This is a genomic window from uncultured Marinobacter sp., from assembly GCF_963974375.1.
Lineage (GTDB): Bacteria > Pseudomonadota > Gammaproteobacteria > Pseudomonadales > Oleiphilaceae > Marinobacter.
On the sequence record NZ_CAXBDN010000104.1, the window covers coordinates 1 to 13552 of the forward strand.

Below are 13552 nucleotides of genomic sequence, written 5' to 3' on the forward strand. Positions count from 1 at the left end.
TGGGCGCAGCAACCAGTGGCGGGGGCGGCGGAGAATGGTCGAGAACAGGCGCACGATCGCTTCCCGCTTCAGGGGCTCACCCTTGTACAACCATTCACCATCACGGGAGATCCGGATGTCGATGTCTCCGGACAACTCCGGATGCCACTGATCGAGGGGTGGCTTGTTGCTGCCGGCAGCAGATGTGACCTGCTCGGCAATGCGTTTCGGATCTTTGCTCACACTCAACCTCCTGGGAACCGCTGATAGATAGAAGTATAGGAAGTAGTTACGATGGCGCCACCGGTTCCGGATGTCCGGTGCAGGGAATGACCCCAATGCTTCCTTGCGTCCGCTCAGGGAAGAAACTGGGCCTTCAGGTCGGCACAGCCAGGCCCCGTCACCGGCATGTCCAGCAGAATGGCCTGGCTGGTCATAAAGGGAATACCACGCCGGTGACCGTCCACCAGCAGCGTCGCCAGTGATCCGACAAAAGGCATGTGGGAAACCAGCATGAGCCGCTTTCCGGGCTCCAGCTCCAGCAAGGCGTCCAGACAGACCCCGGGGTCGTCGTCCGGAGTGATGAACGGTTTCTCTTCCACCGGACAGTTGAGAATGCCCGCCACGATGGCGGCGGTTTGCCTGGCCCGGACCAGCGGGCTGACCCAAATCAGGTCCGGACGCCAGGGCGACGCCGCGATCTGGTGAGCAACCAGCCCGGTCTGTTCGCGGCCGGCCTCCGTCAGTTCCCGCTGCTGGTCCAGACTGTGCCAGCCAGCCTCACCATGACGCATGATTAACAGGTACATTCAGATCTGTCCTGTCAGGGTCCGCGGCAGGATGAACTCGACATCCGAGTTCTGAACCGCCGTCATCAACCCGCCTATGACCGCCCGGATCGAGGCACCACCATAAAGAATGTCATAAAGACCTTTCACCAATGGCATATAGATGCCGACATCCTCTGCCTTTTCCTTCACCAGCAACAGGGTATGAACACCTTCAGCCACCTGCCCCAGTTCGGCGGCAGCCTCATCCAGCGGCTGGCCCTTGCCCACCGCATAACCCACCCGGTAATTACGGCTTTTGGAGGATGTACAGGTGACCACCAGGTCGCCTATTCCTGCCAGCCCCATGAACGTCATCGGGTTGGCACCGAGACTGACCGCAAAGCGGCTCATTTCGGCGAGACTGCGGGTAATCAGCATGGCGCGGGCATTCTCGCCAAGATCAAGTGCAGCAGCCATGCCTGCAACAATGGCGTAGATATTCTTTAAAGCTCCTGCCAATTCAACGCCATAGACGTCAACATTCGCGTAAACTCTAAGATATTTACAGCCCAGAAGATCCTGCACCGTGCGACGCACTTCCGGATCTTTGGCGGCAATCACCGTGGCGGTCAGTTCACGGTCGACGATTTCCGCCGCCAGGTTGGGACCACTCAACACACCGATCCGGGTGCGGGGCAGCTCCTCCTGAAGAATTTCGCTCATCAGTTTGAAGCCTTCCCGCTCAATACCCTTGGTCAGACTGATGACAATCTGGCCGGGGCGGAAGTCACTGGCATGAGCTCGAATGACATCACGGAAGGATTTGCTGGGAATTGCCACGAAGACGATTTCCGCATTGGCGACGGCCTCTGCGAAGTTGGTGGTGGGGCGAACATCGCCTTCCAGGGGTATACCGGGCATATAACGGGAGTTGGTTTTCTGGTCGCGGATTTCCTCAACCAGGCTCTCGTTGCGCATCCAGAAGTGAACAGTATGGCCATTTTCGGCCAACACCTTGGCCATGGCGGTACCGAAACTGCCACCACCAAGCACCGTAACATGGTGTGCCGGAGATTCGGTTTTCAAAGGGTTATTTGCCGTTTCCGGCTGGCCGCTGTCGGGCCGTTTCTGATCAGGCATAGTGAATCCGTGCTGATCCACCGGGGATGGGGGCTCTGCCAGAGGGCCCCTTTACGAGGCAGATTTCTGGCGTCAGGCTGAATCCTCGCACTCCAGTGCTCGGACCAGGTTACGAAACTCTTCACGGTTCCGGCTGTTCAGCCCCATCAGCACCCGGTGGGCGTCCAGTACCTTATCCCGGACTTCCTGCTCACTGGCACGAAGGACCGGAATCTCCTCAAGCTGTTCGATACGGGAGGCCGGCTCCCGAACGATGATAAAAATCCGGTCAAATCCCATGGAAGTGACTATTCGGGTGATGTCCGGATTGGTCGAGATCAGTGTAGGCAGAAAATGACTCTGTTTCCTGGCCGCCATGGCAATTTTCGCCAACAGCCCCAGTGTCGTGCTGTCGATGACCTCGGTTTCCGTAAGGTCGATCACCACCGTCTTGAACGCAGGGTCCTGGGTAATGGATTCCACCAGGTTATCCAGCGTCGAGCACAGATTGAGACGGATCTCCCCAATGAACTTCAGGAGATAAATACCCTGATTCTCAGCCTGTAAAATCTTGTAGCCAGCCATCATTTTACTGCCAGTCATTCGACAAAACGGAAACGCCCTCAAAGCTTGACGCTTTGATCAGGCACCCGCCGGTTTTCCGGCATCCGTCGCAGGTGCGTCTGTTTCAGTAGCACCGGCTAACGGCACATCAGTTACCGACACAATAGCGATATCGTCTGGTAACTCTGTGATCTCGTCGAGATTCAGAGCCTCATTCAGCGATGCGATAGTGTGACGACCTCCCGACACGAGTTCAAGTAGCTGTTGTTCCTTTTCATCAAGGTTTTTTGCCTTTATCACTTCAAGTATACCGTCAGAAAACAAAAACAGATGAAAAGGTGCCGTCAGTGGAACTTCGTATATTTCCCATTCCGGGTCTTCAAACAATCCGACCGGCAATCCGGAACCTTCCAGAAACCAGGTCTCACCACCCATGAAAGAAATAAGCGGCATTGGAAAATGGGCACCCACGGCGTACTTCATGGTGCGGGTACTGCGGCAGATAATGCCCACAAATACGGTGACGTGCTTGCCAAGACCGGTATCCAGCAATTCCGAGTTGATGCGCTGCAGGAAACGTTCCGGATAAAGAATGTCGTCACTGGAACCGCGCCGCAGGTTGCGTTGCAGGCGGTTGGTCAGATTTTTCAGCAGCACCGTGACGAATGCCGAGCTTGCGCCGTGACCGGAAACATCGGCGATATACACCAGGGTCTGGTCGTCACTGATCTTGAAGTAGTCGAGAAAGTCACCGCTGAGGTAGAGAGATGGCTTGATCAGGTGATCCACCGCCAGACCGTTGATACTCTGCAGATGATCGGGAAGCATTTTCAACTGCACCTTGCGGCCCGCCCGCTGGTCAGCCCTCAGCTCGGATATACCTTCCCGCAAGTCATTATTGGCTTCTTCCAGCTCGCGCCGGTAGAGCTGGTTCAGACGATTCACCCGCACCCGGTCAAACAACCGGCCGAGCACATCTTCCAGCGATCCCATTTCGGTGCAGGGTTTAAGCACAAAGTCAGCGGCCCCAGCCCGCAGCGCCGAGATGACTTCAGACGCGGTAGTCACATCCGAGTAGGCAACCAGGGGAATAAAGCTGCCTTCCAGACTCAGACGGGTGGTGAGGTCGTTGATGGCTTCTGGCGGCAGGTCGGCAAAGATCAGGTCCGGGGGCTGATCATCGAACAGTGACCGGGCGGAGCCAATATCCGCGTAACCATGAACGTAAAACCCCCGGGACACCAGATACCGGTCAAGGTCGGCCCTTGCACGTTCGTCCGGGTCGATAATAAGTATGCGCTCGGTGCGCGCTGCCATGGTTCAGCCTTACCTGTTTAATGTCATCTATTTACCGGTATTCTGGCACGGTGGTGTGATATAACAAGTGATCAATGATGTTTCCTGTGAGGTTTGGTAAATGCGCAAGGCGGTAAACGATCTGCTTGGAGCTTATGACAAGCTGATTATGGATCCGGTTCATGGCGGAATCCCGCTGTACCGGCACGAGATCAAGGTCATTGATCACCCCCTGTTCCAGCGCCTGCGCAATATCTGCCAGAACGATATTCTCTCCCTGGTCTTCCCCGGTGCCACCCATTCCCGCTTCCTGCACAGCGTGGGAGTCATGCACGTTGGCGGTCGCATGTTCCGCACCATGATCGATGCCTATCTGCGGGAACGGCAGCTGAGTGAGCAGGTAGACCTGAGCCTCAGCCAGCTGGATGCCATTGATTATCTGGCTAAAACCATTCGTCTCGGCTGTCTGCTTCATGACAGCGGCCACTCCAGTTTTTCCCATCAGTTTACCCAGGCCCGCAAGATTCACGATCTGATGGCGCAACCGGGGCGGTTTGAAAAACTGTGGGCAGGCGCGGACTACCGTGATTACTTCCGGGAACCGCCGGCTGAACTTGAGCACGAGCACTATTCGGTGCGGGTTGCCCATGAAATTCTCACCCAGATCGACCTGCAGGACGCAGGCCTGTGTATTCAGGACGTTATGGGCATCATGGAAACCACGGAAGTGACGCCCAGCGAATCCTTCTGTCGCCATGCCCTCACCTTCTGGGAATTTATCGCCGGAGAGGATGCCGAATCCGGTGCCATCCATCGCGATGACATTCCGGCGCTGGTCATGAACATGCTGTCGTCCATTGTCTCCGGCGAGATTGACGCCGACCGCGCCGATTACATGCTGAGGGATGGCTTCCATTCTTCCGTCACCATCGGCGGGTTCAATCTGGACCACCTGTTGAGCAACCTGCGCTTCGGCTGGGACGTCAAAACGCCCTGGCTCGGGCTGGCCATCACCCAGAAAGGGCTGGGAGCACTGGAAGATTTTGTCTACAGCCGCTATCAGATGTACCGCAAGGTCTACGCCCACAAAACCGCCCTCGGATTTGACTGGCTGTTGCGGGAGGCCATTAACGAAGCCCTGGACGACCCCGAGGTGTTTGACTGGGTCGACACCTGCCTGAGCGACATGACCCACTTCGCCGATCTGACCGACAGTTTTTTCTGGGAGGCCTTTCGCCGCCTTGCCCGACGCCGTCCGGTCAGCTATTCCCGGTGCATTGTCGACCGGGTCAAGCTGAGCCACCTCGACACCCGTGAGGATCTGTCGCCACAGGAAATTACCGAGCGCAGTGACTGGCTGGCCCAGCAACTGGGGCTGGACCGCAAGGACGTAGTCACCTGCACAATGAAGGCGCGGTTCTCACGCATCGCGGAAAGCTTTGATGGTATCAAGGTACTTCAGAAAGACCCGGTGACCCGCCGCCGGTCGCTGCGCCAGATCACCGATGTCAGTGCGTTCTTCAGCAAGTTCGGTGACGGCACCATCACCCATTTCTACCGCCAACCGGCGGGACTGGGCCGCTAGCGGCCCAGAACCCGCTCAGACTGCCAGCGCTGCACCAGGCTGTCAGCGCTGTTGAATGCACCTTCGACGCGACCACCTTCGAGCCAGTCTCCGGCAATGGCGATACCCTGCTCTGCAAACCAGAGATGGCCCGGACCGGTCCGGGCCCTGGGACGGGCGTACAGCCAGCGGTGATGAACAATTTCGCCATGGCCTGCGGTAACGCCGCAGGTTTCCCGGAATTCCGCCAGCATGGTCGCGATCACGTCTTCCGGCGCCGTTTCGGTGTGCTCGTCTGACCAGTCGGGATCGCTGTGAAGTACCCACCATTCACCCTTGTCGTTTCGACCGGGCTTGCTGGAATTATTGGCAGCCCAGTGCAGTATCCGGCTGTTGGGCATGAAGGCATCCGCCCCGGCCGCCGCGCCCTCGGGAAAATGGACAACCACCGTCCAGCACGCCTGCATCCGGCTGATCTCGATGCTCAGGTCGCCGGACAAGCGTTCCAGCCCGCTGGCATCGAGCAGTTCCCTGGTCTGGGCGGGGGGCGCAGTGACCAACACCGTATTGAAAAAGCCCTGACTGTTACCTTCCGTGTCGGTCAGCAGCCAGCCATTGCCGGACTCGCTTTCTTCCCGGCTCAGGCTGGCAATGCGCACACCGGCCTTCAGGTCCAGCCCTTCCGACAGGGCCCGGGTGATGGCGGTCATCCGGGGGGTTCCAACATAACGCTCGGCTGGCCGCATGTCCTGCCAGACATTGTCTGCGCCCTGAAAGCGAAACTGTCCCCGCCAGAGTCCGTAGCTGTCCTCTCCGGCGTGCTGATTCAGAAAGCGACCAAAGGCCGGATTGCGTACCGTGAAGTACTGGGCACCAATGTCAGCGGAGCTGTCCGGAATCCGTTTGGAGGACATCCGCCCGCCCGGCCCCCGGCTTTTCTCAAACAGGGTGCAATCTGTTTCCAGCAGCTGCAGCTTGCGGGCTACCGTGAGACCAGCAATACCGGCACCAATGATGGCAACCCGACCGAGGGCGTTTCTTTGATCCGGATTCTTGTCGGATTCTGTGACGGAAACATTAAACATGATTTACAGTGCATCCAATCAGGTAAGGGTTTACGTAATAACAGCAATCGTTGATGCAGGGTTTACTGCAGTCTCAGACTCTCATTAGTTACAGGTATTAATGCATGACCAGAGTTCATCACTGGCTGACGAACATCCTGAGATGGTTCGATTCGGAAGCCGGTTCGGATCAGCTTGACATCAGTTCTCGCACATTCAATGCTCTCAGAGTTCTTCCTTTCATACTGCTGCATGCGGCCTGCCTGCTGGTATTTTTTACCGGATACAGCACTTTTGCTGTCGGTTTTGCAGCGGCATTCTTTGCCGTCCGGATGTTCGCCATCACCGGCTTCTATCATCGCTATTTTTCCCACAAGACCTTCAAGACCAACCGCTTCTGGCAATTTGTGTTTGCGGTTCTGGGTGCCAGCGCAGCCCAGCGGGGTCCGCTCTGGTGGGCGGCACACCATCGTCATCATCACCAGCATTCGGACCAGGCAGAGGATCTTCACTCGCCGCACCATGGCGGTTTCTGGTGGTCACACGCCGGCTGGTTTACCTGTGATGCCGGCTTCATAACCAATGAGCGTCGGGTCAAGGACTGGATGCGGTTCCCGGAACTCCGGTTTATTAACCGTTTCGACGCTCTGGTGCCAGCCCTCGCCGCTGCCGGCATCTTCGGCCTGGGTGAGGCTCTGGCGGCCTGGGCCCCCGGACTGGGCACCAACGGTCCGCAAATGCTGGTCTGGGGCTTCTTTGTTTCAACCGTGGTGCTGTTTCATGCCACCGTTTCGATCAACTCCCTGTCGCACGTCTGGGGCTCCCGCCGGTTCGATACGCCGGACAATAGCCGCAATAACTTCTGGCTGGCGCTGGTGACCTTTGGTGAGGGTTGGCACAACAACCACCACCGCTGGCCTCAATCGGCTCGTCAGGGTTTCCGCTGGTATGAAATCGACATCACCTACTATGGTCTGTGGGTACTGTCAAAGCTTCATATCATTCACGATCTCAAGCCTGTTCCGGAAACTGTCCGGCAGGAAACCCTTCGCCTTGATCAGCAACGGAGGACCCGTTCATGAAAGCCGTTATTACTGCCACTGACATCCACCAGAACGAAACGGTTGCTGCTACCGCCGAGCGCTTCAAGCGGATGTTCAACGCGATGAAGTCCGGCAATATCGGCAATCTGGCAGAGGTCTACAGCCAGGATGCGGTCTTCATTGACCCGTTTGGCCGGGTCGAGGGTCTCGACAATCTTACCCGGCACTTTGAAAAACTGTACACCAATGTCATTTCTTGTGAATTCGAATTCGGTGATCTGCTGGTCAGTGAAAATGACGCCTGCATCCCCTGGGTCATGACCCTGCGCCATCCCAAACTCAGGGGCGGCAAGCCGCTGACCGTTGATGGTATCAGCCGTTTGCACATCGCTCAGGGCCGGGTGACCGAGCACCGTGATTATATGGACGCAGGCCAGATGCTGTACGAAAACCTGCCGGTACTGGGCCGGGTTGTGCGCTGGGTCCGGGACTACGCATCGTGAGTCGTCTGCTTGACCAGCCCACGCAGATCTGGCTGACCGGCGCCGGCAGCGGTATTGGCGAAGCCATCGCCCGCCGTCTGGTCCAGGATGGTCATCACCTGGTGATCAGTGGCCGCCGGCGTGAGCCCCTGGCCGCCATCGCGTCCATGAATCCTGAGCAGGTCCAGGTCGCACCGGCGGACACCACCCGCACTGAAGACCTGCAACAGGTCAGCAACCTGCTGAATGGCGGCCGTCCGCTTCAGCTTGCCATATTGAATGCTGGTACCTGCGAGTACATTGATGTAGATCAGTTCAGTGCCGATACCATAGCTGCGAACATCGAAACCAATGTCCTGGGGACGGCCCGCAGTATCGAAATGGTACTGCCCCTGTTACGCAAGACCCGGGCGCAGGGACTGCCGGCGGCACTGGTGATTGTCAGTTCCTCCGCCTGGTGGTTTCCGTTCGGCCGGGCAGAAGGATATGGCGCCTCCAAAGCCGCGCTGACCTACCTGGCGCACTCCCTGCGGGCCGATCTGGCGGCGGAAGGCATTGAGGTCATTGTGGTATCGCCCGGATTCGTAAAAACACCGCTGACTGATCGCAACGACTTTCCGATGCCATTCCTGATCGATGCCGAGACCGCGGCTGAGCGCACCGTGCGCGGTCTGCAGCAGGGCAAGAAGGATATCGAGTTTCCGAAACGTTTCACCTGGACTCTGCGGCTGCTGGGAAATCTCCCCCAGGGTCTGATCGACCGCATGGCAGCCAGCATGTCCAAGAAATCTTCCCGAGGATAAACACCGAATGAGCAACACCCGCCAGCGGATTGCCGTCATTGGCGCCGGCGTATCCGGCCTCACCGCCGCCTGGCTTCTGGCCGAGCACCACGATGTGTCACTGTTTGAAGCAGGAAATTACGCCGGGGGCCACACCAACACCCGCCCGGTCACTCTCGGCGGGCGCGAGTGGCCGGTGAACACCGGTTTTATTGTGTTCAACGACTGGACCTACCCGAACTTCATCAAATTGATGGACCGCCTCGGTGTTGCTACCGAAGTCAGCAGTATGAGTTTCAGCGTTGATTCACCAGCCAACGGCCTGCAATACAACGGCACCAGCCTTGATACCCTGTTCGCCCAGCGCCGGAATCTGCTGAACCTGCCGTTTTTGCGGATGATCAGAGAGATACTGCGGTTCAACAAGGAAACCCGCGCCGATCTTGCGGCGGGTGTGCTGGACGACAGCGAGACCCTCGGCAGTTACCTGGACCGCAAAGGCTATTCCCGCTATTTCCGTAGCTACTACATTGTGCCCATGGGGTCCGCCATCTGGTCGGCGCCGGAAATTGTCCTCGAACAATTCCCGATTCGTTTCTTCCTGCAGTTCTTCAACAACCACGGCATGCTGTCGGTGGATGACCGGCCCACCTGGCGGGTCATCAGCGGCGGCTCTGCCCGTTACGTGGACAGGATGATGGAGCGCCTGGGTGATCACACCTTCCTCAACAGCCCGGTTGACCGGGTAGAGCGTGATGAAGACGGCGTCACCCTGACAGTCAATGGTGACGCCCTGCGTTTCGACCAGGTGGTGTTCGCCTGTCACAGCGATCAGGCCCTGGCGATGCTGGCAGACCCTACTCCCGATGAAGTCGAGGTACTGGCGGCGATTCCCTATCAGGACAACGACGTGGTGTTGCACACCGATGCCTCCGTGCTGCCATCCAACCGGCGGGCCTGGGCCGCCTGGAATTACTTCATTCCGCGCCAACCCGACGAGCCTGTGTCGGTGAGTTATAACATGAACATTCTGCAGAATTTCCAGGAAGCCCCGGAAACCCTCTGCGTGACCCTGAACCGGACCCGGGATATCGACCCGGAGCGAATCATTGAACGCTACAGCTATAGTCACCCGGTGTTCAGCCTGCCGGCCGTCGCCGCCCAGCAGCGCTACCAGGATATTGGTAATCGTAACCGCAGTCATTTCTGCGGAGCCTATTGGTTCAACGGCTTTCACGAAGACGGCGTGCGCAGTGCCCTGCGCGTAACGGAAGCCTTCGGTATCGGTCTATGAGTAGCAATGCAGACAGCCATAAACAGTCGCAACCCCCGCTGAACAGCCAGTGGCTGGAAGGTTCTGTACGTCATCGCCGCAGGTCGCCGGTTGCCCACGGTTTTGAATACCACACCGGCATGCTGGCGCTGGATGTCGACGAATTCAGCCGCTTCGGATCGTTAAGCCCATGGGTATCGGTGGAGCGCTTCAACTGGATGTCGCTGCGACGCAGTGACTACCTTGACCCGGCCACGCCTTCACTCCGCGAGGCGGTCCAGAACCGGGTACTGGCTGCCACAGGCTGGCGTCCGGATGGCGCTATCGAGCTGATCACCCATCCCAGGTATCTGGGGTATGTATTCAACCCGGTAAGCTTCTATTTCTGTTACCGGGCTGGCGAGAAAGCGGCAGACGGTGCCATCCCGGCGGTCATTCTGGCCCAGATCACCAATACCCCCTGGCACGACCGGCACCTGTACTGCCTTGAGTGTGATACCGGGGTGACCACCGAGGCCGGCTGGCACAGTCAGCATTTCGAATTCAGCAAACGCTTCCATGTTTCACCATTCAACCCGATGAACCAGCACTACCGCTGGACTTTCAGTTTCAGGGACCAGGATCTGCGTATTCACATGAATACCGACACCGCGGACCAGGCCGGGAAAAGAAAGGTTTTTGATGCCACTCTGGTGGTCCAGCGCACCCCTCTCAATCGTAAAACACTCCATCGCAGCCTGCGGCAGTTCCCTGTGGAGTCGCTGAAAGTGGTGGCCGGTATTTACTGGCACGCCCTCAGGCTGAAGCTGAAAGGCGCACCGTTCTATACCCATCCGGACAAACTTGACTCCAGCGACCCCCACTTTCAGCTGGGTCAGAGCGACCAGGGTTACCGGGATAATGCGCAGCCAACAACATTGAACACAGCCGCCACTGCCGGCAAGAGGGTCAGTTCATGGAGAACCTGAATACCAGTACTCAAGAGTCTGCCAGCACGCGCCCCGCAACAGCCACGGCAGCAGCGCCTTCCGGTATCAGCGCCCTGGCAAGGCGTCTGGTGTGTCGTCAGCTCGCTGAGCTGGGCTATGGCCAGCTGATCGTGCGGGAGTCCGGCTATTCCGAACAGGTTTTCGGCGACGGCGACGAGCAGTGGCCCTTAGCCCGGCTCGACATTCACGATCACAGTGCCTGGCGTGATCTGCTGACCGGCGGCAGTGTCGGTGCCGCTGAGTCCTGGGTGGCCGGCGACTGGAGTAGCCCGGACCTGACCGCCCTGTTGCGGTTCTTTACCCGTAACGTTGACCGGATGAATGCTTTTGAAGACCGTTTTGCCTGGGTCACCAAACCCACGCTCAAGGCGCTCCACTGGGTCAACCGGAATACCCGGGAAGGCTCCCGGAAAAACATCTCGGCCCACTACGATCTCGGCAACGACCTGTTCGAAACCTTTCTCGATCCGACCCTGATGTACTCCTCGGCGGTGTATCCCACTCCGGAGGCTTCGCTGGAACAGGCCGCGGTGCACAAGCTCGATCTGATCTGCCGCAAACTGGACCTGGGGCCCGATGACCGGGTGATGGAAATAGGCACCGGCTGGGGCGGCTTTGCCATTCATGCCGCCCGGCATTACGGCTGCCATGTCACCACCACGACCATTTCGAAAGAACAGCTGGAACTGGCCCGGGAGCGGGTAAAAGCCGCCGGACTGGAAGACCGCATCACCCTGCTGTTCGATGATTACCGCGACCTGGAAGGCCAGTTCGACAAACTGGTGTCCATCGAAATGATCGAAGCCGTGGGCCCCCAGTTTCTGGACAGCTACATCAGTCAGATCAGCCGGCTTCTGAAACCCGATGGTCTGGCCCTGGTGCAGGCCATTACCATGCCGGAGCAGCGTTATCAGCGAGCCCTGAAGAACGTCGACTTTATCCAGCGTTTTATCTTCCCGGGCAGTTTCATTCCTTCCTTCGGCGCCATTCTGGATTCCGTTCGCAAGGAATCGGATCTGGTACTGACCCACACAGAAGATTACGGATTCCACTACGGCCGCACCCTGAAAGACTGGTGCGATCGCTTTATGGCCAGCGCCAGTGAGCTTGATCAGCGGGGCTACGACCAGGCCTTCCGTCGCCTCTGGCATTTCTATTTTGCCTACTGCGAGGCCGGTTTCAGTGAGCGGGCTATAGGGGTAAACCAGCTGCTTCTGGCGAAACCTCACAACAAACGCGACAGCCTGCTGACGCCATGACGACCCTCGCGCTGACCGGTACCGGTGCCGGCAAACTGGTGAATTTTGTGCTGTTCCAGCTCGGCTGGCTTGCGCTGGTGACCTGGCCCGGGGTTGCTTCCACGACACTGGCCGTTGCCCTGGTCGCCTTTCACCTGAGTCTGGTCAGCCGGGCGTGGCAAGCGGAATTACGCTTCATTGTGGTTGGCACAGTGATTGGCAGCCTGCTTGATGGCCTCTGGTTTCAGACCGGCATTCTCACCGACCAGTCCGGCAGCCTGTGGACGCCCTACTGGCTGATGGCGGTCTGGGCCATGTTTCTGACAACCCTTGGTCATTCCCTCGCCTGGATGCACCAGAAGCCCTGGTTACCCTGGCTGCTTGCGCCCCTCTCGGGTCCGTTCGCTTACTGGGCCGCAAGCCGCCTCGGCGCTATCGGGCTTGAGCAGGGAGGCATCAGCCTGCTTGCCCTGGCAATCGGATGGATGCTGGTTTTTCCATTGCTTCTGCTGTTGCAACGGCGCTTTTTTGCGGAGACCCTTGAATGAGTCACTTGAACGCCCTGCGGGCGGCCACAGGTCCCTTCACTGCCAGTGTGATCGGCTTCGCTGCGGCCCTTGTTCTACAGGCGCCGGCTCTGGCCAACGAGACCTTCCGGTTCGAAGGCAAGGCCTATGATACGGCCGATAACCTGATTTACCGGGAATTTCACGAGGTCACCGGTGAGTGCCGTGACGGAGCCTGGCGACCCCAGGAGCAAACGGTCGCCTACAAGGATGCCGGGAACAACGAAACCTTTGCCACCAAAACACTCCGCTATTCCGGCAGCCTGCTGCGCCCCGGCGTGGACTTCCGCCAGCCGCAACACCAGGAAATTCTGAGCATCACTCCGGCCGGCGAAGACACGGTCGATATTGAGTGGCAACAGGGTGAGAACTCCCCTTCCACCTGGACGGTCGATATCGAAGACTCCCTGGTGGCAGACACCGGTTTCGACCATTTTATTCGACAGAACTGGTCGGCGCTCACAGCCGGTGACAGCGTCAGCTTCCGCTTCCTGGCACCGACCCGGGGTGAGCATTACGGTTTTGTGGCAGAGCCCGCAACAAATCGTGAGATCCGGGCGGATCATGTATTTCGCATCCGGCCTTCAGGGCTGATGCTGAGATTGCTGGTGGACCCGATCTACCTGGGCTACAACGACAGCGGGTTTCTCAGCCACTATTCGGGCCTTGGCAATATCCGGGAGAACGCCGACCAGAACTACACGGTTACCATTCTGTATCAGGGTGACAACAACCCGGGCTGCCCGCTGCTGCCCTGAGTTCAATGGCAGGCGCCCGGCGCTGCTCCCCTTGGCGGCCGACAACGATGTGGTAGACTGCCCCT

General features: G+C 58.3%; 15 protein-coding genes. 9 read left to right on the forward strand and 6 right to left on the reverse strand.

Features of this window, described 5'->3' with window-relative positions:
* The 5 genes from AAC035_RS10500 to AAC035_RS10520 form a co-directional block, all read right to left on the reverse strand.
* On the reverse strand, positions 1 to 222 hold a 222-nt coding region (locus tag AAC035_RS10500; RefSeq protein WP_339803605.1), incomplete at its 3' end, for a DUF1285 domain-containing protein.
* 113 nt (positions 223 to 335) lie between these two features.
* Positions 336 to 788 (reverse strand): phosphohistidine phosphatase SixA, encoded by a 453-nt coding sequence (gene sixA / locus AAC035_RS10505; RefSeq protein ID WP_339803608.1) that lies wholly within the window; start codon positions 786 to 788, stop codon positions 336 to 338.
* On the reverse strand, positions 789 to 1889 hold the full coding sequence (locus AAC035_RS10510; protein ID WP_339803610.1) for an NAD(P)H-dependent glycerol-3-phosphate dehydrogenase: 1101 nt from the start codon (positions 1887 to 1889) through the stop codon (positions 789 to 791).
* Positions 1890 to 1961: 72 nt separating this feature from the next.
* Positions 1962 to 2453: an STAS domain-containing protein gene (locus AAC035_RS10515; RefSeq protein WP_339803643.1), complete on the reverse strand. Its 492-nt coding sequence runs from the start codon at positions 2451 to 2453 to the stop codon at positions 1962 to 1964.
* A gap of 57 nt (positions 2454 to 2510) precedes the next feature.
* Positions 2511 to 3749: a SpoIIE family protein phosphatase gene (locus AAC035_RS10520; RefSeq protein WP_339803613.1), complete on the reverse strand. Its 1239-nt coding sequence runs from the start codon at positions 3747 to 3749 to the stop codon at positions 2511 to 2513.
* A gap of 100 nt (positions 3750 to 3849) precedes the next feature.
* Between AAC035_RS10520 and AAC035_RS10525 the strand changes: the two genes are divergently transcribed.
* Positions 3850 to 5313, forward strand: coding sequence for a phosphohydrolase (locus AAC035_RS10525; protein WP_339803616.1), 1464 nt, complete (start codon positions 3850 to 3852; stop codon positions 5311 to 5313).
* Here the strand turns inward: AAC035_RS10525 and AAC035_RS10530 are convergent.
* Positions 5310 to 6377: an FAD-dependent oxidoreductase gene (locus AAC035_RS10530; RefSeq protein WP_339803619.1), complete on the reverse strand. Its 1068-nt coding sequence runs from the start codon at positions 6375 to 6377 to the stop codon at positions 5310 to 5312. The genes AAC035_RS10525 and AAC035_RS10530 overlap by 4 nt on opposite strands.
* A gap of 104 nt (positions 6378 to 6481) precedes the next feature.
* On the opposite strand from AAC035_RS10530, the gene AAC035_RS10535 reads away from it, so the two are divergent.
* From AAC035_RS10535 to AAC035_RS10570, 8 genes are read left to right on the forward strand one after another with little or no spacing between them, the layout of a single operon-like run.
* Positions 6482 to 7438 (forward strand): acyl-CoA desaturase, encoded by a 957-nt coding sequence (locus tag AAC035_RS10535; protein WP_339803622.1) that lies wholly within the window; start codon positions 6482 to 6484, stop codon positions 7436 to 7438.
* On the forward strand, positions 7435 to 7902 hold the full coding sequence (locus tag AAC035_RS10540; RefSeq protein WP_339803625.1) for a nuclear transport factor 2 family protein: 468 nt from the start codon (positions 7435 to 7437) through the stop codon (positions 7900 to 7902). The genes AAC035_RS10535 and AAC035_RS10540 overlap by 4 nt, the downstream gene beginning before the upstream one ends.
* Positions 7899 to 8684, forward strand: coding sequence for an SDR family NAD(P)-dependent oxidoreductase (locus AAC035_RS10545; protein WP_339803630.1), 786 nt, complete (start codon positions 7899 to 7901; stop codon positions 8682 to 8684). The genes AAC035_RS10540 and AAC035_RS10545 overlap by 4 nt, the downstream gene beginning before the upstream one ends.
* 7 nt (positions 8685 to 8691) lie before the next feature.
* Entirely contained in the window at positions 8692 to 9957 is a 1266-nt protein-coding gene (locus tag AAC035_RS10550; RefSeq protein ID WP_339803633.1) for an FAD-dependent oxidoreductase, read from the forward strand.
* Between the two features lie 38 nt (positions 9958 to 9995).
* Positions 9996 to 10904, forward strand: a complete 909-nt coding sequence (locus AAC035_RS10555) for a DUF1365 domain-containing protein (RefSeq protein WP_339803647.1) — start codon at positions 9996 to 9998, stop codon at positions 10902 to 10904.
* A complete protein-coding gene (locus AAC035_RS10560) occupies positions 10892 to 12184 on the forward strand; it encodes a cyclopropane-fatty-acyl-phospholipid synthase family protein (protein WP_339803635.1) in 1293 nt (430 codons plus the stop codon). The genes AAC035_RS10555 and AAC035_RS10560 overlap by 13 nt, the downstream gene beginning before the upstream one ends.
* A complete protein-coding gene (locus AAC035_RS10565; protein ID WP_339803638.1) occupies positions 12181 to 12711 on the forward strand; it encodes a DUF2878 domain-containing protein in 531 nt (176 codons plus the stop codon). Before AAC035_RS10560 ends, AAC035_RS10565 begins: the two co-directional genes overlap by 4 nt.
* Positions 12708 to 13487, forward strand: coding sequence for a hypothetical protein (locus tag AAC035_RS10570; RefSeq protein WP_339803641.1), 780 nt, complete (start codon positions 12708 to 12710; stop codon positions 13485 to 13487). The genes AAC035_RS10565 and AAC035_RS10570 overlap by 4 nt, the downstream gene beginning before the upstream one ends.
* The last annotated feature ends 65 nt before the right edge of the window (positions 13488 to 13552 follow it).